The organism is Streptomyces sp. NBC_01381 (assembly GCF_026340305.1).
Taxonomy (GTDB): Bacteria; Actinomycetota; Actinomycetes; order Streptomycetales; family Streptomycetaceae; genus Streptomyces.
Genome location: NZ_JAPEPI010000001.1, coordinates 3,997,628 through 4,017,261 on the forward strand (window position 1 = coordinate 3,997,628; position 19,634 = coordinate 4,017,261).

The window sequence follows — 19,634 nt, forward strand, 5'->3', positions numbered from 1 at the left end:
CAGTGCGACTGAACGATCTCGACGAACGCATTGTGCACGCCCTCGCCGAGGACGCCCGCCGTTCCTACGCCGACATCGGCCAGCTGGTCGGACTCTCCGCGCCTGCCGTGAAGCGGCGCGTGGACCGGCTGCGGGCGACCGGGGCCATCACGGGGTTCACCGTGCGGGTGGACCCCGCGGCCCTGGGGTGGGAGACCGAGGGGTTCATCGAGATCTACTGTCGCCGCAATACCTCGCCGGAGGCGATCAAGCGGGGGCTTGAGCGGTATCCGGAGATTGCGTCCGCGTCCACCGTTACCGGGGACGCGGACGCGATCGTTCAGGTTTTTGCTGCGGATATGCGGCATTTTGAGCGGGTGCTGGAGCGCATTGCGGGGGAGCCGTTTGTGGAGCGGACCCGGTCTGTGCTGGTGCTTTCGCCGTTGATGCGGCGGTTTTCGTCCGGGTCGCCTGCGTAGTTCGCCGACTGCGGGTTGTCTTGGGTTGCTCGCGCAGTTCCCCGCGCCCCTGACGGGGCGCCCCCTGCGTTTGCTTCCTACGGAAGCACCTTGAAACTGCCGCTTCCCGGCCTCGTCTTCTCGAACGGGGCCGCGCTCACGCACTTGGGCATGTCGTCCGGCAGGTCGTTCGGGATGCCGACCATCGCCCAGCTGTAGCCGAAGCCGTCCTGCTTGCCCTTGTCGTGGACCGTCAGGCCGACCCGCTTGCCGACGGACTCCTTCAAGACGCCGTCCGCCTTGGTGACCACCGCCGAAACCGTGGCGACCTTTCCGCCGGTCAGCAGGCAGTCCACCCGTGCCTCGGCCGAGCCGCCCCACTTGGGGTTCTCCATGTAGTGGCTGAACTTGATCGTGCCGTGGGCCTTGCCCGGATCGTTCTTGTCCTTCGCGTCCAGACGGGCGTCGAAGGTGAACGTGATCTCGTCGCCCTTCGGGCGGTCGATCATCGCGGTGCCGGTCAGTGCGGCCGCCTCTCGGTGCTGCGCGTCCGACGCGACGGCCGGTACCGCAACGCCGGTGGCGAGCACGACCAGGACTCCCAAGGCTGCGGCGACACGGGTACGGGTCAAGGTCATGAGGGGTCCTCCGTCTGCGGTGGCTTCGCCCGGTCGCTCCGGGCGGGATCAACGCTCTCGTGCACCGGCGCCCCGCGCATCGCACGCGAGGCGGTGATCGCCTCCGCCGCGCGGCGGGGACGCCGGCTTGTCGGGCCCTCCCCGGGGAGGAGCCGCCAGACCCCCGTCCGGGCGGCTCCTCGTCCGTGGTCGCGCCGGTCAGTTCGTCGGGTACGGCACCTTCCACGGCACGACCTGGAAGTCGCCGGTGCCCTGCCTGACCTTCTCGTGCGGCGCGGAGCTGGTGCACTTGGTCAGCTTCTTGGTGCCGTCGGGGCGTCCCACGGCCGCCCAGCTGTAGCCGACGCGGTCCTTCTTGCCCTGGTCGTGGACGGTGAAGCCGACGCGGCCGCCCTTGATGTCCTTGAGGTTGGAGTCGGTGATGATGCCGGTCGCCGTGGCCACCTTGCCGCCCGTCATCAGGCAGTCGATGCGGCCCTTCGCCCAGCCGCCCTTGCCGCCCGGCTTCTCCAGGTGGACGAAGCGGAAGGTGCCGGTGGCCTTCGACGGGTCGCGGTTGTCCTTCGCCGCCAGATGCGCGTCAAAGGTGAACGTCACGTCCTCGGTGGTCTTGCGGTACATCTTCGCCGAGCCGGTGAGCGCGGCGGCCTCACGGGGCTTGGCCTGGGGCTCGGCCTGCGCCTCGGCATGTGACGCGGAGCGCGCCGAGTCGTCGCCGGAAGCGACGGCCACACCCGCCGCGCCCGCCGTCATGAGGAGCGCGGCGCCCACGGCGATGACGCGGGGGTAATTGCGGGTGCTTGGCGCGGTCGTGCGGCTCATGGAAGTCCTCCGTCTGCGAGGCCGTTCACCCGGCGTTTCCGGGTGAGATCACGCTCTCGCGGAAGGGGGGTCCGGCACGTCCGGCCACGGGCGGGACTCCGCTTCCGCCGCGCGGCGGGGGCCCGTCGCGGACCCCTGCACCCGGAGGAGGACACCCCCGATACCCGGGGCGCACGGCGCCGCGCAACGAATCGCCGCCCCTGGCCCGCCATGCGCAACAGATCGCGCGGCAGCCCGCAACGCTCGCGCCTTGTCCGGGCAAGGCCGCCGACCGTACCGTCTAACGGACCCCACCGTCCCCTTCGTACGCCATGAGGATCCGCCATGCCTGCGCTGCGCACCGCCCTGCTCCAGAGCTCAGGGCAGCTCGGATCCGTCGCCGAGAACCTGAAGGGGCTCGACGACGCGGCGGGCCGCGCCGCCGCCGCGGGGGCGGGGCTGCTCGTGGCGCCCGAGCTCTTTCTGACCGGCTACGCGATCGGCGACGACATCCCGCGCCTGGCCGAGCCCGCCGACGGTCCTTCGGCCGCCGCCATCGCCGAGATCGCCGTACGTCATGGTGTCGCCGTCGCCTATGGCTACCCCGAGCGCGACGGCGAGCGGGTCTTCAATTCCGTCCAGCTGATCGGCCCCGACGGCACCCGCCTGGCGAACTACCGCAAGACCCACCTCTTCGGCTGCTTCGAGCGCGACCACTTCACCCCGGGTGAGCAGGCCGTCGTCCAGGCCGAGCTCGGCGGTCTGCGGATCGGCCTGATGATCTGCTACGACGTGGAGTTCCCGGAGAACGTCCGCGCGCACGCCCTGGCCGGCACGGACCTGCTGCTGGTGCCCACGGCCCAGATGCACCCCTTCCAGTTCGTCGCCGACTCCGTCGTGCCGGTGCGGGCCTTCGAGAACCAGATGTACGTGGCGTACGTCAACCGGGTCGGCAAGGAAGGGGAGTTCGAGTTCGTCGGGCTCTCCACGCTCGCCGGTCCCGACGGCGTCGCCCGCGCCCGCGCCGGACGGGACGAGCAGCTGGTGTTCGGCGACGCCGACCCGGAGTTCCTGGCCGCGTCGCGCGAGAACAACCCCTATCTGCGCGACCGCCGCCCGGGTCTGTACGCGTCGCTGATCTGACCCCTCCCGAGCTTCCCCTTCTTCTGTTCTGCCGTTCCCGCAAGGAGTCCGTACCCCATGACGTCCACGGTGCCCAATGCCGTCCAGCACACCGACGCGCAGCCGCCGATCACCATGTTCGGTCCCGACTTCCCCTACGCGTACGACGACTTCCTCGCGCACCCGGCGGGCCTGGGCCAGATACCGGCGACCGAGCACGGCACCGAGGTCGCCGTCATCGGCGGCGGCCTCTCCGGCATCATCGCCGCGTACGAGCTGATGAAGATGGGCCTCAAGCCCGTCGTCTACGAGGCCGACCAGATCGGCGGCCGCCTTCGCACCGTCGGCTTCGAGGGCTGCGACGACTCGCTCACCGCCGAGATGGGCGCGATGCGCTTCCCGCCGTCCTCGACGGCGCTGCAGCACTACATCGACCTGGTCGGCCTGAAGACCAAGGCGTTCCCCAACCCCCTCGCGGAGTCGACCCCTTCGACGGTCGTCGACCTCAAGGGCGAGTCCCACTACGCGACGTCCGTCGACGACCTGCCGCAGGTCTACCGCGACGTGATGAACGCCTGGAACGCCTGTCTGGAGGAGGGCGCGGACTTCTCCGACATGAACCGCGCCCTGCGCGAGCGCGACGTGCCCAAGATCCGCGAGATCTGGTCCAAGCTCGTCGAGAAGCTCGACAACCAGACCTTCTACGGCTTCCTCTGCGACTCCGAGGCCTTCAAGTCCTTCCGGCACCGCGAGATCTTCGGCCAGGTCGGCTTCGGCACCGGCGGCTGGGACACCGACTTCCCCAACTCCATCCTGGAGATCCTGCGGGTCGTCTACACCGAGGCCGACGACTACCACCGCGGCATCGTCGGCGGCAGCCAGCAGCTGCCGCTTCGCCTGTGGGAGCGCGAGCCGCAGAAGATCGTGCACTGGGATCTCGGTACGTCCCTGAAGTCGCTGCACGAGGGCGGCGAGCCCAAGCCCGCCGTGACGCGGCTCGACCGCACCGCGGGCAACCGGGTCACCGTGACGGACGCCTCCGGCGACATCCGCACGTATCCTGCGGCGATCTTCACCGCCCAGTCCTGGATGCTGCTCTCCAAGATCGCGTGCGACGACTCGCTCTTCCCCATCGACCACTGGACGGCGATGGAGCGGACCCACTACATGGAGTCCTCCAAGCTCTTCGTCCCGGTCGACCGGCCCTTCTGGCTGGACAAGGCCGTCGACGACAGGGGAAACCCGACCGGGCGTGACGTCATGTCGATGACGCTGACGGACCGCATGACCCGGGGCACCTACCTGCTCGACGACGGGCCGGACAAGCCCGCCGTCATCTGCCTCTCCTACACCTGGTGCGACGACAGCCTGAAGTGGCTGCCGCTGTCGGCGAACGAGCGCATGGAAGTCATGCTGAAGTCGCTCGGCGAGATCTACCCGAAGGTCGACATCAGGAAGCACATCATCGGTAACCCGGTGACGGTGTCGTGGGAGAACGAGCCCTACTTCATGGGCGCCTTCAAGGCGAACCTGCCGGGGCACTACCGCTACCAGCGGCGGCTGTTCACGCACTTCATGCAGGATCGCCTGCCGGCGGACAAGCGGGGGATCTTCCTCGCCGGGGATGACATTTCCTGGACGGCGGGATGGGCGGAGGGCGCCGTGACGACTGCGCTGAACGCTGTGTGGGGCGTTATGAACCACTTCGGCGGGGGGACGGACTCGACCAATCCCGGGCCCGGGGATGTGTACGACGAGATTGCGCCCGTCGAGTTGCCTGAAGACTGATCGATAGCGCCGTTTTGCCTGGGGCGCGTGGGAGTGTGGCGGTCCGTTGTGGCTGGTCGCGCAGTTCCCCGCGCCCCTTCGGGGCGCGCCCCCCCTTACACCCCGGCTGCTCGCGCCGCCTCGTACACCTCTGCCGCCAAGTCCTTCAGTTCCTCGCCGTCCCTTGCGCTGCCCTGCAGTTCGATGAGGATCTCCTCCACCGCGCCCACCGCGGCGTGTGCCGCCAGGTCCTCGATGATCTGGGCGACGTTGCCCTGGAAGGGGGCGCGGCTCTCGCCCTCGTACGGCTTCGCCGTGTAGCGCGTGTTGACCCGCAGGACGCTCTGGATCGGCTCCTTGCGCCCCTGCTCGGCGGCGGCCTCCTGGACCTGCTGCCACTGTTTGGCGAGCGCGTCGGCGCCCATGCCGATCGGCATCCAGCCGTCCGCACGTGTGACGAGCCTGCGCAGTGCTCGCGGGCTGTTGGCGGGCAGCAGGATCGGGATGGGGCGGGCCGGCTTCGGACCGACCACGGCCGACGTGATGGTCGTCAGCTCGCCCTCGTACGACACCGGGTCCGGGCCCCAGACCGCATGGCAGACGTCGATCAGCTCGTCGAGGACCTTGCCGCGCTTCTTGAAGGGGGCCATGCTCGCCGCCGCGTACTCGTCGAGCGACCAGCCCGTGCCCAGGCCCGCGACGACCCGGCCGCCGCTCGCCGCGTCCAGGCTGGCCAGGGAGCGCGCCAGCTGGAACGGCACGTGCAGCGGGGCGACCAGGACGCTGGTGCCCAGGCGGGCCCGCTCCGTGACGGCCGCGGCCAGCGTCAGGGTGATCAGCGGGTCGGGCACCGAGCGGTAGGTGTCGGGCCAGGGCAGGCCCTCTATGCCGTAGAGCCCCTGGGTGGCGGGCTCGGGGAACAGGATGCGTTCGTAGACCCACAGACTCTCGTACCCGATCTCCTCGGCGGCTCGGGCGACCGCCGGGACGTCCTGTCCCATGCTGTACTGCCGGCCCTGCGGGAGGCTCAGTCCGAGTCGAGTGGCCATGGTGGTGCTCCTTCGCATCAGGGGTCCCACGCGTCAACGTACGGCGATCGCAGGGGAGTTCCTCAGGAGGGAGGACTGGCCGGATCAGTCCGGCAGCGGGGTGAGCAGCATGCGGCCCACGAGGCCCGCCGCACCGTCCAGGCGCGTACGCAACTCCTCGGCCACGCCCGGGAGTCCACGCAGCGCCCACAGGGCCCGCGCCGCCGCCCACGCTCCGTCCCTGGCCCGCTCCAGGCTCCAGGAGCCCACCAGATGGGTCAGGGGATCGGCGATCTGGAAGAGATCGGGGCCCGGCATCAGATCCTCGCGGATGCGCTCTTCCAGCGAGACGAGGATGTCGCCCACGCGATCGAACTCGTCCTCGACGTCCGCCGGTTCGCAGCCGAGCGTACGACAGGTGTCCACGACGGCCAGCGGCAGATCGTGCCCGATGTGCGCGTTGATGCCCGCGAGCGCGAACTGCAGCGGACGTACACCGGGATGGCGGCGGAACTGCAGCAGGGGCCGCCAGCACGCCGGCGACCTGTGCTGGTCGGCCGCCGCGTCGACGGCCCGCAGATAGCGCTCGGCGAACAGCACGTCCAGCGTGATCGCGGTCCCCGAGTCGGCGAACCGGCCGCTGTCCAGGTGCCGGTCGACCTCTTCGGTGACCGAGAGATAGACCCCGTTGAAGACGCCGACCCCGTCGCCCGACGGGAGGTCCGCACCGAGCGCGCGCATCCGCGTCACCACCCCGTCAACCCCCTGTGCCGGGCCTGTGAACTCCGCAAACCGCTCCAACTGCGCCATGGTGGCAGGGTCCCAGTCATAGGCTGGCCCGAGTGTCACCGCACCGGGCGCTTCCCCAGAACGGGGGAACGGCGTCCGTGTGTGCCCCTGGGGAGGGGAGCTGTACACCGTGTCCGGGGGGACACGGGGAGGGGGAGGAGCAGCACCGTGTCAGGCAATCGCGCACGACATCGCGCCGGACGACGGGCCGAGCGCAGGAGCGCCGCCCGCCATGGGGTCATGGTGGCGGCGGCCTCGGTGGTGGCCGCCGTCGGCACCGTCACGGGCATGGTGTCCGCGCTCGACGAGGGCGGTGGCAAGGACCGGGCGCGCCCGAAGGTGACGAAGTCGCCGACGCTCGAACCGCTGCCCGCGGTGCCGACGCCGTCCGCTTCCGAGTCCTCGGCGAAGCCGTCCCCCGCCAAGTCCTCCGCGAAGCCGAAGCCGAAGCCGAAGCCTGAGCCGAAACCGAAACCGAAGCCGTCGACGCGGCGCGCGGAGAAGCCGTCCGCCAACTCCCTCTACCGGTACGGCGATTCGCAGGTGCTCGACTGGGTCAGGGCCAACCGCGGCGACCCGCGGCGGCCGCTCATAGAGTCGAAGATCGCCGACCAGCCGGCCGCCGTGTGGTTCGCCGACTACTCGCCGGGGACCATCACGTCACGCGTGCGGGCCGTGACGTCGGGGGCCGGGGGCCGGGTGCCCGTCGTCGTTCCGTACGCGATACCGGACCGGGACTGCGGGGGAGCCTCGGAAGGCGGGGCGCCGGATCTCGCCGCGTACGACGCGTGGATCGAGAAGTTCGCCGCGGGGCTCGGCTCCGGCGAGGTCATCGTCATCCTCGAACCGGACGCGATCGCGCTCTCCGAGTGCCTGTCGGCGGGCGAACGGGCCGACCGGTACGCCTCGCTGGCCCGCGCGGGCCGCACCCTCAAGGCCACCAACCCCAAGGCCCGGGTCTACTACGACGCAGGGCACTCGGGCTGGAACGCCGCGACCAAGCAGGCCGGGCGGCTGCGCGCGGCGGGCGCCGCGTCGGCGGCGTCGTCCGACGGGATCTTCACCAACGTCTCGAACTTCCACCGCACCGCCGACGAGGCCGCCTACGCCCGCAAGGTCCTTGCCGCGCTCGGCGGCCCCTCGGGCCTCGGCGCCGTCATCGACACCAGCCGCAACGGCAACGGCGCCCCGGCCGACGGCGAGTGGTGCGACCCGGCGGGCCGCAAGCTCGGGCCGAGCCCGACGCTGCGCACCGGCCAGGCCCGTATCGACGCCTATCTGTGGATCAAGCTGCCGGGCGAGTCCGACGGCTGCAAGGGCACGCCGGGGACCTTCACACCCGGGTACGCCTATGACTTGGCGCGTGGCTGAGCGTCGTCCCTGCCCGCTTCCGGATCCGTCTCGTCGTACGAGGATGTGCCCTCGTCGAGCAGGGGCTCCTGCGTCTTGAGGTGCGGGGGCGCGAACGCGCGCAGCACGTGGTAGCCGGTGATCACGACGATCGTGCCGAGTGCGATGCCGCTCAGCTCGAAGTTGTCGGTGATCTTCAGGGAGACGCCGCCGACGCCGATGATGATGCCCGCGGCGGCCGGGACCAGGTTCAGCGGATTGCGCAGATCCACCTTGGCGTTGATCCAGATCTGGGCGCCGAGCAGGCCGATCATGCCGTAGAGGATGACGGTGATGCCGCCGAGCACGCCGCCGGGGATGGCCGCCACGACCGCGCCGAACTTGGGGCAGAGACCGAAGAGCAGGGCGAAGCACGCGGCCGCCCAGTACGCCGCGGTGGAGTAGACGCGGGTCGCGGCCATCACGCCGATGTTCTCGGAGTACGTCGTGTTGGGCGGGCCGCCGACCGCAGTGGAGAGCATGGACGCGGCGCCGTCGGCGGAGATCGCGGTGCCGAGCTTGTCGTCCAGGTCGTCGCCGGTCATCTCGCCGACGGCCTTGACGTGACCCGCGTTCTCGGCGACCAGCGCGATCACGACGGGCAGTGCGACGAGGATCGCCGACCACTCGAAGCTCGGGGCGTGGAAGGACGGCAGGCCGATCCAGTCGGCGTTGCCGACGGCGGAGAGGTCCAGGCGCCAGTGGTCGACGACCTTGCCGGAGCCGTCCGTCGAGTGGATCTTGCCGAAGACCAGGTCGAGGGCCCAGGAGAGGGCGTACCCGAAGATCAGCCCCAGGAAGATCGCGATGCGTGACCAGAAACCGCGCAGGCACACCACGGCCAGACCGGTGAACAGCATCACCAGGAGGGCCGTCCACTGGTCCTGCGGCCAGTACGTGGACGCGGTGACCGGCGCCAGGTTGAAGCCGATGAGCATGACGACGGCGCCGGTGACGATCGGGGGCATTGCGGCATGGATGATCCGCGCGCCGAACTTCTGGACGGCCAGACCCACCAGGAAGAGCGCGGCGCCGACCACGAAGACCGCGCCCGTCACGGTCGCGGAGGAGCCGCCCTGCGCGCGGATGACGGCGGCCACGCCCACGAAGGAGAGCGAACAGCCCAGGTAGCTGGGCACCCGGCCGCGCGTGGCGAGCAGGAAGATGACGGTCGCGACGCCCGACATCATGATCGCCAGGTTCGGGTCGAGGCCCATCAGGACGGGCGCCACGAACGACGCACCGAACATGGCGACGACGTGCTGGGCGCCGAGCCCGAAGGTCCGCGGCCAGGAGAGCCGCTCGTCAGGTCGGACGACGGCTCCGGGCGCGGGGGTGCGCCCGTCTCCGTGCAGTCTCCAGCGCACGCCGAGATCCATGGTTCTGTTCCGCCTTCTGTGCGCCCGACCTGTTGTCAAGACCTGAATGAGTCAGCGCAATGTTAAACGGGCGTAAGGTCCGCGGATGCTCGGCAGGTGTTTCAGGCGACGGCCGGTTCCGGCAGGCGACGGCGGGTTCAGGCCTTCGGGCCCGGTGCCGCCGCGTCCGCCGCGGCGACCGGCGTGGCGTCGCGGCCGTCCGTGCGCAGGACGCCCGCGAACACCGCGAGCCCGCAGGCCAGCACCGTCACCAGGCCGAAGGAGACGACCAGGCTCGTCGCGTCGGCGAGCGTGCCGATCGCCGACGGGGCGATCAGCCCCGATGTGTACGTGATGGTCGCGACGCCCGCGATGGCCTGACTGGGGTTCGGGCCGCTGCGCCCGGCCGCGGCGAAGGCGAGCGGCACCACGACCGCGATGCCGAGTCCCATCAGGGCGAACCCGCCCATGGCCATGGCCGGATGGGGCGCAGCCACCACGAGCACCCCGCCGAGCGCCGCGACCACGCCGCCGACCCGCACCGTGCGCACCGCCCCGAACCGGTCCACCACCGCATCGCCCGCGAGCCGCGCGATCGCCATGGTGAGCGTGAACCCGGTGGTGCAGGCCGCGGCAAGACCGGCCGAGCTGTCCAGGACGTCCCGCAGATAGACCGCCGACCAGTCCAGGCTCGCGCCCTCCGCGAAGACCGCGCAGAAGCCGACCGCGCCGATGAGCAGGGCCGACTTGGGCGGCAGCGAGAAACGCGGCGGCGCCTCCTCCTCGGGGGCCGCCTGCAGGTCGAGCACGCCCTGGCAGGCGACGAGGCCGATCGCGGTGAGCGCCACGGCGGCGAGCGCGTGGTGCAGCCGGGCGTCCGCGCCCAGGTGGGCCGCGACCGTGCCCGCCGCGGAGCCGATCAGGGCGCCGACGCTCCACATGCCGTGCAGGCCCGACATGATCGACTTCTTCATACGGGTCTCGATCTCGACGCCGAGCGCGTTCATCGCCACGTCCGACATGCCCGCCGTGGCGCCGTACACGAACAGGGCCAGGCAGAGCGTGAGCAGGTTCGGCGCGAGCGAGGGCAGGATCAGCGCCATCGTCCACAGGGCGAGCAGGCCGCGCAGCGCCGTGCGGGCGCCGAAGCGGTGGCTGACCCAGCCGGCCAGCGGCATCGCCACCGACGCGCCGATCGCGGGGAAAGCCAGGGCCAGGCCGAGGAGGCCCGCGCTGAGGTCGGCGTGTTCCTGGATCCAGGGGACGCGGGTGGCGAAGGAGCCCGTGACGGCGCCGTGGACACAGAAGACGGCGGCCACGGCGTACCGCGCCCGCTTCAACTGCCGTGCGTCGTAGACCACTTCACTCATCGATGCTCCGCCCCTCCCAGCGTGCTGCCCCGCTACGGCGACAGGTACCGCCCCGCTACGGCGACGTAAACTATCAGGAACCCTGCCTGATAAATAGCAGCTTTATGGAAGGATCCCCGGCATGCCCGCATCACCGAGCACCGCCCGGGCCATCAACGACCGGCTCGCCCTGGGGCTCCTGCAGCGCGAAGGACCGCTGACGGCCAACCAGTTGAAGCAGCTGACCGGCCTGTCCCGGCCGTCGGTCGCCGATCTCGTCGAGCGCCTGCAGGGCTCGGGACTGATCACGGTGGTGGGGGAGGCGGGCGCGCAGCGCCGGGGCCCCAACGCCCGGCTGTACGGGATCGTCGCCGACCGGGCCCACCTCGCGGCCCTCGACGTACGCACCGGAGGCCTCTCCGTGGTGGTCACCGATCTGCTCGGCGCGGTGCTCGCCGAGGCGTCGCTGCCCATCGGCGGCGACACCGGGACCGAGCCCGCCGTGGAGCGCGCCGTCGCCCTCGTCGAGCGCACCGCCCACGAGGGCGGTGCCCGGCGGCTGCACACCGTGGGCATCGGCGCCCCCGGCCTGATCGACCCCGCATCCGGCGAACTGCGCGACACCACGTCGCTGCCCGCCTGGCACCGCAGGCTCGCGGGCGCGCTCCAGGAGCGGCTGGCGGCCCGCGTCCTCGTCGAGAACGAGACCAACCTCGCCGCCCGTGCCGAACAGCGCGAAGGCGCCGCCAGGGACCGCGACACCTTCGTCCTGCTCTGGCTCGGCGAGGGCGTCGGTGCCGCCGTCGTCCTCGACGGGGCGCTGCGCCGCGGCGCCTCGGGCGGTACCGGGGAGATCGGCTTCCTGCCCGTGCCCGGCACCGCGTCGCTGCCGTCCGCCACCGGCTGCGACGGCGGCTTCCACTCGCTGGCCTGCGCCGCCGCGCTGCGCGAACTCGGCGCCGAGCACGGGCTCCTGAAACCGGGGGAGAGCGCCGCCGACGTGCTGGGCCGTGCCGTCGCGACCGGCCACGGCGGCTATCTCGACGCGGCCGCCGACCGGATCGCCGTCGGCGCCGCCGCGATGGCCGCCATCCTCGACCCCGGCTGCGTCGTCCTCGGCGGCGAGCTGGGCCGGGCGGGCGGCGACGCGCTGGCCGTCCGCGTCGGGGAGCGCGTCACCGCCATGTCCCCCCTGCGTACCGAGGTCAGGGCGAGCACGCTGGGCGGCTCCGCCGTGCTGCGGGGGGCGCTGCTTGCCGCGAGGGAGGCGGCGCAGGAGGAGTTGTTCGGGCCGGGGCGCTGAACCCTCCGGGGCGGCAGGCGGCGGTGGGCGCACCGTCTGTCACCGGCTTCGCCGAGTTCGTCCTCAAACGCCGGACGGGCTGACTATTGCTCGCCCTGTTGCCCCCCGAACCGACCCGCCAGGAACTCCTCGAACGTCCCCTTCCCCACAGCCCGTTCGGGCGCCAGGTGGCCGCCCTCGCGGAACGCCCGGTACGTCTTGCCCGCGAGCCGCAGCGGCACCAGCGGGCGCTTCTTGCCGCTCGCCCGCAGATAGGCGCGGGCGAGGTCCGGGAACGTACGCACCTCGGGTCCGCCCATGTCCTCGACCCGCCCGGCGGGCGGCGCCACCGCCAACTCGGCCAGCCGGTCCGCCACTTCGCCGACCTCGACCGGCTGGTCGCCGACCCCCGACGGCAGCAGCATCACCGGCAGCTTCGCCGAACTCCGCAAGACCTGCAGGACGAGATCGTGGAACTGCGTGGTCCGCAGCACCGTCCAGCCGAGCCCCGACTCCTCGATCAGCCGCTCCACGGCGAGCTTCGTCTTGTAGTAGCCCAGCGGCACCCGGTCGACGCCGACGATCGAGATGTAGACGAGGTGCCCGACGCCGGCCCGCCGCGCGGCCTCGATCAGATGGCGTGCGGCCTGCTCGTCGCCCCCGCGCGGGCTGCTCGCACAGTGCACGATCACGTCCGCGCCCGCCATGGCCGCGTCGAGCCCCGTGCCATCCCGCAGATCGACGGCGTACGACGGGGAACGGCGGCTCAGGACGCGTACGTCATGGCTGTCCGCCCGCAGTCGCTCAACCACCGGGCGGCCGAGGGTTCCCGTGCCGCCGGTCACCAGGATCGTGGTCATCGCAAGGCTCCTTCGCTGTCGGGGACGCCGCACCGGCGTCCGTCACCAGCTGAGAACCGGGCAGTGATCAGGAATGTGACAGCTGCCCGTCCACGAAGCCGAGCTTGTCAGGATTGACCACCGCCCGCAGGGCGCTGACCAGGCCGTCATCCCGGAAGTCGAACGTCGCGACGCCCACCACCGTGCCTCCCAGCGTCGCCACGATCGCGGGCCCGCCGTTGACCTCGGCGTACGCGAGATCCATGGCCCGGCCGAAGTTCTCCATGCCGCCCACCAGGAAGCGCAGCACCTTCTCGCGCCCGACGATCGGCCTGCGCGCGGCGGTGACCTTGCCGCCGCCGTCGCCCCACCACGTCACGTCCGCAGCGAGCACCTTCTCCAGGCCCGCCAGATCGCCGTCACGGGCCGCAGCGATGAACGACTCCACGAACTCCTGGCGCCGCTCGGCCGCGGCCTCGAACCGCGCCTGCTCTTCGGTCACCGCCAGCGTGGCCCTGCGGTACAGCTGGCGACAGTTGGCCTCGCCGATGTCGAGCACTCCCGCGATCTCCCGGTGGCTGTAGGCGAACGCCTCCCGCAGCACGAACACCGCGCGCTCCACCGGAGTGAGCCGCTCGAGCAGGATCAGCAGCGCCATCGACACCGCGTCCCGCTGCTCCGCCGACTCCAGGGGGCCGAGCGCACCGCCGGACGTGATCACCGGCTCCGGCAGCCAGGGCCCCACGTACTGCTCACGCCGGGCCCGCGCCGAGGTCAGCCTGTTCAGACAGAGGTTGGTGACGACCTTGGCCAGCCAGGCCGCGGGCCGGCCGATGTCATCGCGCCGGGCGCCGCTCCACCGCAGATACGCGTCCTGGACGGTGTCCTCGGCCTCCTGCGCGGAGCCGAGCATGCGGTAGGCGAGGGAGAACATCCGGGGGCGGTGGGACTCGAACTCTTCGGCGAGTGATGCTGTCGTCACGCGTTCAGCGTGCCAGAGAGCGGTGCATCGCAGCCGGTCAAAGCGGTACGAGCGGCTCCTGTGAGCCAGGCCACAGGGGTTCGCCCGTATGGGCGTCGATCAGGCGTGGCAGACTGGCCTCGTACCAAAAGCAGCGCACTCCGGGGTCGGTGTAATTCCGAACCGGCGGTTATAGTCCGCGACCCGGTCGCCTCCAGCGACCGGTTGACCAGGTGAAATTCCTGGACCGACGGTGAAAGTCCGGATGGGAGGCAGTGCGCGGCGGGCGGGCATTCGTGCACGTCGCCGAGTGGCTTGTTTTTGGGATACCCGTTTCTTTCGGGTTCCCCAGGGAGAAGTCTCGTTTTCCGGCGTCGCTCCCGATGCCGCAGTCCGTACGTTCTGTCGTCATCGACAGGCCCCGGAGTCCGTGCCCTATGAGGCAGGAGGACCCGGTGGCCACCGCAGCCGCAGCGAACGACCATGAGCGCATCGCCATGCGCCGCGCCATCACGCTCGCCGCTCTCGGACTCGGTTCCACCAGCCCCAATCCGGTCGTCGGCTGCGTCATCATCGACGCCTCGGGCCGGACCGTCGGCGAGGGCCATCACCAGCGCGCGGGCGGCCCGCACGCCGAGGTCCACGCCCTGCGCGCGGCCGGCGACAAGGCCCGCGGCGCGACCGCCCTGGTCACCCTCGAACCCTGCAACCACACCGGACGCACGGGACCCTGCGCCCAGGCGCTCATCGACGCCGGGATCGCCCGCGTCGTCTACGCGGTCGGCGACCCGAACCCCACCGCGACCGGCGGCGCGCAGCGACTGCGTACCGCCGGAATCGACGTGGAATCGGGCCTGTTGGAGGACGAGGCCGCCGCGGGGAACGCCGCCTGGCTGACCTCCGTGCGGCTCGGCCGCCCGTACGTCACCTGGAAGTACGCCGCGACACTCGACGGCCGTATCGCCGCCGCCGACGGCACGAGCCGCTGGATCACCTCCGCCGAGGCCCGCGCCGACGTGCACCGGCTGCGCGCCGAGTGCGACGCGGTCGTGGTCGGCTCCGGCACCCAGCGCGCCGACGACCCGCACCTCGCCGTACGGGGCATTGAGGGCGCCGTGCAGCCGCTGCGCGTCGTCGTCGACACCAACGCCACCGCCGTCACGCCCGGAGCCCGCGTCCTGGACGACGCCGCGCCCACGCTCGTCGCGGTCGCCGAGGACGCGAGCGCCGACCTTGAAGCACTTGAAGCCGAAACGGTGCGACTCCCGCGCGCGGAGGGTGGGTTGGACATCCAAACCCTCCTCGCCGAGCTCCACGCGCGCGGGGTGCGATCCGTACTCCTCGAAGGCGGGCCGACGCTCGCCGGAGCGTTTGTCGCCGCGGGCGCCGTCGACCGCGTCGTCGGCTATCTCGCCCCCGTGCTGCTCGGCGCGGGCCCCGCCGCCCTGGCCGGCGGCGGAATCACGACCATCACCGATGCGTTGCGCCTCGACGTGAGCGAGAGCGTCCGCATCGGCCCCGATCTGCGCATCACCGCCACCCTTGCAGCGAAGGAGCACTGAGTGTTCACCGGAATCGTCGAAGAGCTGGGCGAGATCACCGCCGTCGAGAAGCTGGCCGACGCCTCGCGCTTCCGCCTCCGTGGCCCCGTCGTCACCGAAGGCGCGAAGCACGGCGACTCCATCGCGGTCAACGGCGTCTGTCTGACGGTCGTGGAGCACGAGGGCGACGAGTTCACCGCCGATGTGATGGCCGAGACGCTCGACCGCTCCAGCCTCGGCGCGCTCGCGGTCGGCTCGCGGGTCAACCTGGAGCGGCCCACGGCCGTCGGTGACCGCCTCGGCGGGCACATCGTGCAGGGCCACGTGGACGGCACCGGCGAGATCGTCGAGCGCAAGCCGTCCGAGAACTGGGAGATCGTCAAGGTCTCGCTCCCCGCAGGACTCGCCCGCTACGTGGTGGAGAAGGGCTCCATCACGGTGGACGGCGTGAGCCTGACCGTCGTCGACGCGGGACCCGACTACTTCACCATCAGCCTCATCCCCACCACCCTCGCGCTGACCACGCTCGGCATCAAGCAGCCCGGCGACCCGGTCAACCTCGAGGTCGACGTCATCGCGAAGTACGTCGAGCGGATGCTCGGCGACCGCATCCACGCGCCCGCTCCCGCCGCCGCTCAGGAGGCCACGAAGTGAACTGGCTCAACTCCGAAGCCTTCACGGCCTTCGGGCAGCATGTGATCTGGTCCGACATGGTGGGCAACACCGTCGGCCTGATCGCCCTCGCCCTCGGCTGGCGGCGCTCCATATGGACCTGGCCCGCCCAGTTCCTGTCCGGCGTCATCCTCGTCGCCGCGTACGCGTCCGCGCAGCTCTCCGGCGGCGTCGGCAAGCAGCTGCTCGTCATCGGCGTCGCCCTGTGGGGCTGGCGGCTGTGGACCAACGGCAAGCAGCAGGCGCAGGACGGCTCCATCGCCGTCCGGTTCGCGACCTGGAAGGAGCGCGGCGTGCTGCTCGGCGGCACCGCCGTCGGCACCCTCGCGGTCGGCGCCCTGTTCTCCGCCGTACCCGATCTGTCCTGGAACCCCTGGCCCGACGCCTACATCTTCGTCGGCACGCTCGCCGCGATGGTCGCCCAGGCGCGCGGTCTCGTCGAGTTCTGGTTCGCCTGGCTGCTGGTCGACGTGGTCGGCGTGCCGCTCGCGTTCAGCAGCGGCCTCGCCTTCTCCGGCCTTGTGTACGTCATCTACCTCGCCCTCGTCCTGTGGGGCCTGCGCGACTGGTGGCTGCGGTCGCGCACCGCGTCCTCGCAGCCCGTCATGGAAGGAGCCCCGGCATGACTGCGGCACCTGTTTGGTACAGCACGGGTCATGGAGAAGACGCCTCTGACCTGGCCCTCGACCCCGTAGAGGCGGCCATCCGCGACATCGCCGCCGGGCGGCCCGTCGTGGTCGTCGACGACGAGGACCGGGAGAACGAGGGCGACCTCGTCATCGCCGCCGAGAAGGCGACCCCCGAGATCATCGCGTTCATGATGAGCGAGTGCCGCGGCCTGATCTGCGCGCCCATGGAGGGCGACGAGCTGGACCGCCTCCAGCTCCCGCAGATGGTCGAGAACAACACCGAGTCGATGCGGACGGCCTTCACCGTCTCCGTCGACGCGAGCGCCGCGCACGGCGTCACCACCGGCATCTCGGCCGCCGACCGCGCCACCACGCTCCAGATGCTCGCGGCGGGCGCCTTCGAGCCGACCGACTTCGTACGGCCCGGCCACATCTTCCCGCTGCGCGCCAAGTCCGGCGGCGTCCTGGCGCGCAACGGCCACACCGAGGCCGCGGTCGACCTGGCCCGGCTCGCGGGCCTGCGCCCCGCCGGGGCCATCGTCGAGATCGCGGGCGAGGACGGCACGATGCTCCGCCTGCCGGAGCTGATCCCGTTCGCCCGCAAGCACGGCCTGACGATCATCTCCATCGAGGACCTGATCGCCTACCGCCGCTCCTCCGAGCCGACGGTCCGCCGCGAGGCCGAGGTCCGCCTGCCCACCGCGTTCGGCGAGTTCACGGCGTACGGCTATCGCTCCACCGTCGACGGCGTGGAGCACGTCGCCCTGGTCCACGGCGACATCGGCGAGGGCGACGACGTCCTGGTCCGCATCCACTCCGAGTGCCTGACCGGCGACGTCTTCCACTCGCTGCGCTGCGACTGCGGCCCCCAGCTCGAGGCGTCCATGCGGCGCATCACGGAGGAGGGACGCGGCGTCGTGGTCTATCTCCGCGGCCACGAGGGGCGCGGCATCGGCCTGCTGTCCAAGCTGCGCGCCTACGAACTCCAGGAGCGCGGCAGCGACACCCTGGACGCCAACCTGGAGCTCGGCCTGCCCGCCGACGCCAGGGACTACGGCGCCGGCGCCAGGATCCTCGACGACCTCGGCGTCCGCAGCCTGCGCCTGATGACCAACAACCCCGACAAGACCGACGCGGTCGTCCGGCACGGCCTGAAGGTCACCGGACGCGAGCCCATGGCGGTCCACGCGGGCGAGCACAACCTCCGCTACCTGCGCACCAAGCGGGACCGGATGGGGCACGACCTGCCCGGGCTCGACACGCCCGAGGTGTCGGCCTGCGGCAACCAGTAAGTACTGACGCAAGAAATCCCGTACAAGAACCAGGAGAAGCGCGTGAGCGGCAAGGGTGCACCCGAACTGAGCGTGAAGAACTGCGGCGACCTGCGGGTCGCGGTGATCGCCGCGCAGTGGCACGAGAAGGTCATGGACGGCCTCGTCGACGGCGCGCTGCGCGCCCTGCACGAGCTCGGCATCGACGAGCCGACCGTCCTGCGCGTGCCCGGCAGCTTCGAGCTGCCGGTCGTCGCCAAGGTCCTCGCGGGCCGCGGCTACGACGCGATCGTGGCGCTCGGCGTCGTCATCCGCGGCGGCACCCCGCACTTCGAGTACGTGTGCCAGGGCGTCACCCAGGGCCTCACGCAGGTCAGCATCGACACCGGGGTGCCCGTCGGCTTCGGCGTGCTGACCTGTGACACCGAGGAGCAGGCCCTGGACCGCGCGGGCATCGAGGGCTCCCGCGAGGACAAGGGGCACGAAGCGGTCACCGCGGCCGTCGCCACGGCGACCACGCTGCGTTCCGTGTCCGAGCCCTGGCGGTGAGCGGGCCGAGGAGCCGCGTAAAGTAAGCGACATCATGTCCAAGAAGACTTTCGAGGAGCTCTTCGCCGAGCTCCAGCACAAGGCCGCCAACGGCGACCCCGCAACCTCCCGCACCGCCGAGCTGGTCGACAAGGGCGTCCATGCCATCGGCAAGAAGGTCGTCGAGGAGGCCGCCGAAGTCTGGATGGCCGCCGAGCACGAGGGCAAGGAAGCCGCCGCCGAGGAGATCTCGCAGCTCCTGTACCACGTGCAGGTGATGATGGTCGCCCGCGGCATCTCGCTCGACGACGTGTACGCCCATCTCTGAGCCGTACGCCCAAGCCCGACCCGACTCCCCTTAACGCAAAGGAATCCCGCCTCATGCTGCGCATCGCCGTCCCCAACAAGGGTTCACTGTCCGGACCTGCGTCGGCGATGCTCCATGAGGCCGGATACCAGCAGCGCAAGGAGTCCAAGGAGCTCGTCCTCGTCGACCCCGAGAACGAGGTCGAGTTCTTCTACCTGCGGCCCAAGGACATCGCGATCTACGTCGCGACCGGCAGGCTCGACATCGGCATCACCGGCCAGGACCTCCTGGTCGACTCCGGTGCCGACGCCGAGCCGATCCTGCCGCTCGGCTTCGCCCGCTCCACCTTCCGGTTCGCCGCGAAGCCGGGCACGGCCGACAGCATCGAGGACCTCGAAGGCAAGACCGTCGCGACCTCGTACGAGGGAATCGTCGCCAAGCACCTCGCGGACAACGGCGTGGCCGCCTCCGTCGTGCACCTGGACGGCGCCGTCGAGACCGCGATCGAACTGGGCGTCGCCCAGGTCATCGCGGACGTCGTGGAGACCGGCACCTCGCTGCGGAACGCGGGCCTCGAGGTCTTCGGCGAGCCGATCATGAAGTCCGAGGCGGTCGTCATCCGGCGCACCGGCGCGGACGGCGACGACCCGAAGGTGCAGCAGTTCCTGCGCCGCCTGCAGGGCGTCCTGGTCGCCAGGTCGTACGTGATGATGGACTACGACTGCCGCGCCGAGCACCTGGAGCGGGCCGTCGCCCTCACTCCCGGTCTTGAGTCGCCGACGATCTCGCCGCTGCACAACGAGGGCTGGGTCGCCGTGCGCTCCATGGTCCCGGCCAAGGAGGCGCAGCGCGTCATGGACGACCTGTACGACCTCGGGGCGCGCGCGATCCTGACCACGGCCATCCACGCCTGCCGCCTCTGATGA

The 19,634-nt window shown here is 71.1% G+C and carries 20 protein-coding genes and 1 riboswitch; of the genes, 12 read left to right on the top strand and 8 right to left on the bottom strand.

Translation table 11 applies throughout. The annotated features are described in order from the left end of the window. Positions 1 to 2: 2 nt before the first annotated feature. Positions 3 to 458, top strand: coding sequence for an Lrp/AsnC family transcriptional regulator (locus OG453_RS18670; RefSeq protein WP_223773496.1), 456 nt, complete (start codon positions 3 to 5; stop codon positions 456 to 458). 77 nt (positions 459 to 535) lie between these two features. Here the strand turns inward: OG453_RS18670 and OG453_RS18675 are convergent, their stop codons facing one another. Continuing rightward, entirely contained in the window at positions 536 to 1,075 is a 540-nt protein-coding gene (locus OG453_RS18675; protein ID WP_266869047.1) for a Repetin, read from the bottom strand. A 198-nt stretch (positions 1,076 to 1,273) separates the two neighbouring features. Continuing rightward, positions 1,274 to 1,897, bottom strand: a complete 624-nt coding sequence (locus OG453_RS18680; RefSeq protein ID WP_266869048.1) for a Repetin — start codon at positions 1,895 to 1,897, stop codon at positions 1,274 to 1,276. A 324-nt stretch (positions 1,898 to 2,221) separates the two neighbouring features. On the opposite strand from OG453_RS18680, the gene OG453_RS18685 reads away from it, so the two are divergent. Continuing rightward, on the top strand, positions 2,222 to 3,019 hold the full coding sequence (locus OG453_RS18685) for a carbon-nitrogen hydrolase family protein (RefSeq protein ID WP_266869049.1): 798 nt from the start codon (positions 2,222 to 2,224) through the stop codon (positions 3,017 to 3,019). 57 nt (positions 3,020 to 3,076) lie between these two features. Next, the gene (locus OG453_RS18690; protein WP_266869050.1) at positions 3,077 to 4,786 is read left to right on the top strand and encodes an NAD(P)/FAD-dependent oxidoreductase; all 1,710 of its coding nucleotides are present in this window, start codon (positions 3,077 to 3,079) and stop codon (positions 4,784 to 4,786) included. Positions 4,787 to 4,881: 95 nt separating this feature from the next. Here OG453_RS18690 and OG453_RS18695 read toward each other — a convergent pair whose 3' ends face one another. Next, positions 4,882 to 5,814: an LLM class F420-dependent oxidoreductase gene (locus OG453_RS18695; protein ID WP_266869052.1), complete on the bottom strand. Its 933-nt coding sequence runs from the start codon at positions 5,812 to 5,814 to the stop codon at positions 4,882 to 4,884. Positions 5,815 to 5,898: 84 nt separating this feature from the next. After that, the gene (locus OG453_RS18700; RefSeq protein WP_266869053.1) at positions 5,899 to 6,603 is read right to left on the bottom strand and encodes a DUF5995 family protein; all 705 of its coding nucleotides are present in this window, start codon (positions 6,601 to 6,603) and stop codon (positions 5,899 to 5,901) included. A 219-nt stretch (positions 6,604 to 6,822) separates the two neighbouring features. Here OG453_RS18700 and OG453_RS18705 point away from each other — a divergent pair, with 219 nt between their 5' ends. After that, positions 6,823 to 7,953, top strand: a complete 1,131-nt coding sequence (locus tag OG453_RS18705) for a glycoside hydrolase family 6 protein (RefSeq protein WP_266869923.1) — start codon at positions 6,823 to 6,825, stop codon at positions 7,951 to 7,953. On the opposite strand, the gene OG453_RS18710 is transcribed toward OG453_RS18705, so the two are convergent. Beyond that, positions 7,932 to 9,350: a uracil-xanthine permease family protein gene (locus OG453_RS18710; protein ID WP_266869054.1), complete on the bottom strand. Its 1,419-nt coding sequence runs from the start codon at positions 9,348 to 9,350 to the stop codon at positions 7,932 to 7,934. The genes OG453_RS18705 and OG453_RS18710 overlap by 22 nt on opposite strands. Before the next feature lie 137 nt (positions 9,351 to 9,487). Then, positions 9,488 to 10,699, bottom strand: coding sequence for an MFS transporter (locus OG453_RS18715; protein WP_266869055.1), 1,212 nt, complete (start codon positions 10,697 to 10,699; stop codon positions 9,488 to 9,490). Positions 10,700 to 10,820: 121 nt separating this feature from the next. On the opposite strand from OG453_RS18715, the gene OG453_RS18720 reads away from it, so the two are divergent. Further along, the gene (locus tag OG453_RS18720; protein ID WP_266869056.1) at positions 10,821 to 11,981 is read left to right on the top strand and encodes an ROK family transcriptional regulator; all 1,161 of its coding nucleotides are present in this window, start codon (positions 10,821 to 10,823) and stop codon (positions 11,979 to 11,981) included. A gap of 83 nt (positions 11,982 to 12,064) precedes the next feature. Here the strand turns inward: OG453_RS18720 and OG453_RS18725 are convergent, their stop codons facing one another. Both OG453_RS18725 and OG453_RS18730 read right to left on the bottom strand, forming a co-directional pair. Then, the gene (locus OG453_RS18725; RefSeq protein WP_266869057.1) at positions 12,065 to 12,820 is read right to left on the bottom strand and encodes an SDR family oxidoreductase; all 756 of its coding nucleotides are present in this window, start codon (positions 12,818 to 12,820) and stop codon (positions 12,065 to 12,067) included. 67 nt (positions 12,821 to 12,887) lie between these two features. Next, positions 12,888 to 13,781: an RNA polymerase sigma-70 factor gene (locus OG453_RS18730; protein WP_266869058.1), complete on the bottom strand. Its 894-nt coding sequence runs from the start codon at positions 13,779 to 13,781 to the stop codon at positions 12,888 to 12,890. Between the two features lie 131 nt (positions 13,782 to 13,912). Further along, positions 13,913 to 14,043: riboswitch (FMN riboswitch) on the top strand. A 154-nt stretch (positions 14,044 to 14,197) separates the two neighbouring features. Here OG453_RS18730 and ribD point away from each other — a divergent pair. From ribD to hisG, 7 genes are read left to right on the top strand one after another with little or no spacing between them, the layout of a single operon-like run. Further along, positions 14,198 to 15,322 carry a bifunctional diaminohydroxyphosphoribosylaminopyrimidine deaminase/5-amino-6-(5-phosphoribosylamino)uracil reductase RibD gene (ribD, locus tag OG453_RS18735; protein WP_266869060.1) on the top strand — a complete coding sequence of 375 codons (1,125 nt, stop codon included), beginning with the start codon at positions 14,198 to 14,200 and terminating at the stop codon, positions 15,320 to 15,322. Beyond that, positions 15,323 to 15,955 carry a riboflavin synthase gene (locus OG453_RS18740; RefSeq protein ID WP_266869061.1) on the top strand — a complete coding sequence of 211 codons (633 nt, stop codon included), beginning with the start codon at positions 15,323 to 15,325 and terminating at the stop codon, positions 15,953 to 15,955. Between the two features lie 56 nt (positions 15,956 to 16,011). Next, on the top strand, positions 16,012 to 16,599 hold the full coding sequence (locus OG453_RS18745) for a nicotinamide mononucleotide transporter family protein (RefSeq protein ID WP_266869924.1): 588 nt from the start codon (positions 16,012 to 16,014) through the stop codon (positions 16,597 to 16,599). After that, positions 16,596 to 17,894 carry a bifunctional 3,4-dihydroxy-2-butanone-4-phosphate synthase/GTP cyclohydrolase II gene (locus tag OG453_RS18750; protein WP_266869062.1) on the top strand — a complete coding sequence of 433 codons (1,299 nt, stop codon included), beginning with the start codon at positions 16,596 to 16,598 and terminating at the stop codon, positions 17,892 to 17,894. Before OG453_RS18745 ends, OG453_RS18750 begins: the two co-directional genes overlap by 4 nt. Before the next feature lie 42 nt (positions 17,895 to 17,936). Next, on the top strand, positions 17,937 to 18,422 hold the full coding sequence (gene ribH, locus OG453_RS18755) for a 6,7-dimethyl-8-ribityllumazine synthase (RefSeq protein WP_266869063.1): 486 nt from the start codon (positions 17,937 to 17,939) through the stop codon (positions 18,420 to 18,422). 34 nt (positions 18,423 to 18,456) lie between these two features. Continuing rightward, on the top strand, positions 18,457 to 18,729 hold the full coding sequence (locus tag OG453_RS18760) for a phosphoribosyl-ATP diphosphatase (RefSeq protein WP_135330016.1): 273 nt from the start codon (positions 18,457 to 18,459) through the stop codon (positions 18,727 to 18,729). A 53-nt stretch (positions 18,730 to 18,782) separates the two neighbouring features. Beyond that, the gene (gene hisG, locus OG453_RS18765) at positions 18,783 to 19,631 is read left to right on the top strand and encodes an ATP phosphoribosyltransferase (RefSeq protein WP_266869064.1); all 849 of its coding nucleotides are present in this window, start codon (positions 18,783 to 18,785) and stop codon (positions 19,629 to 19,631) included. Positions 19,632 to 19,634 lie beyond the last annotated feature (3 nt).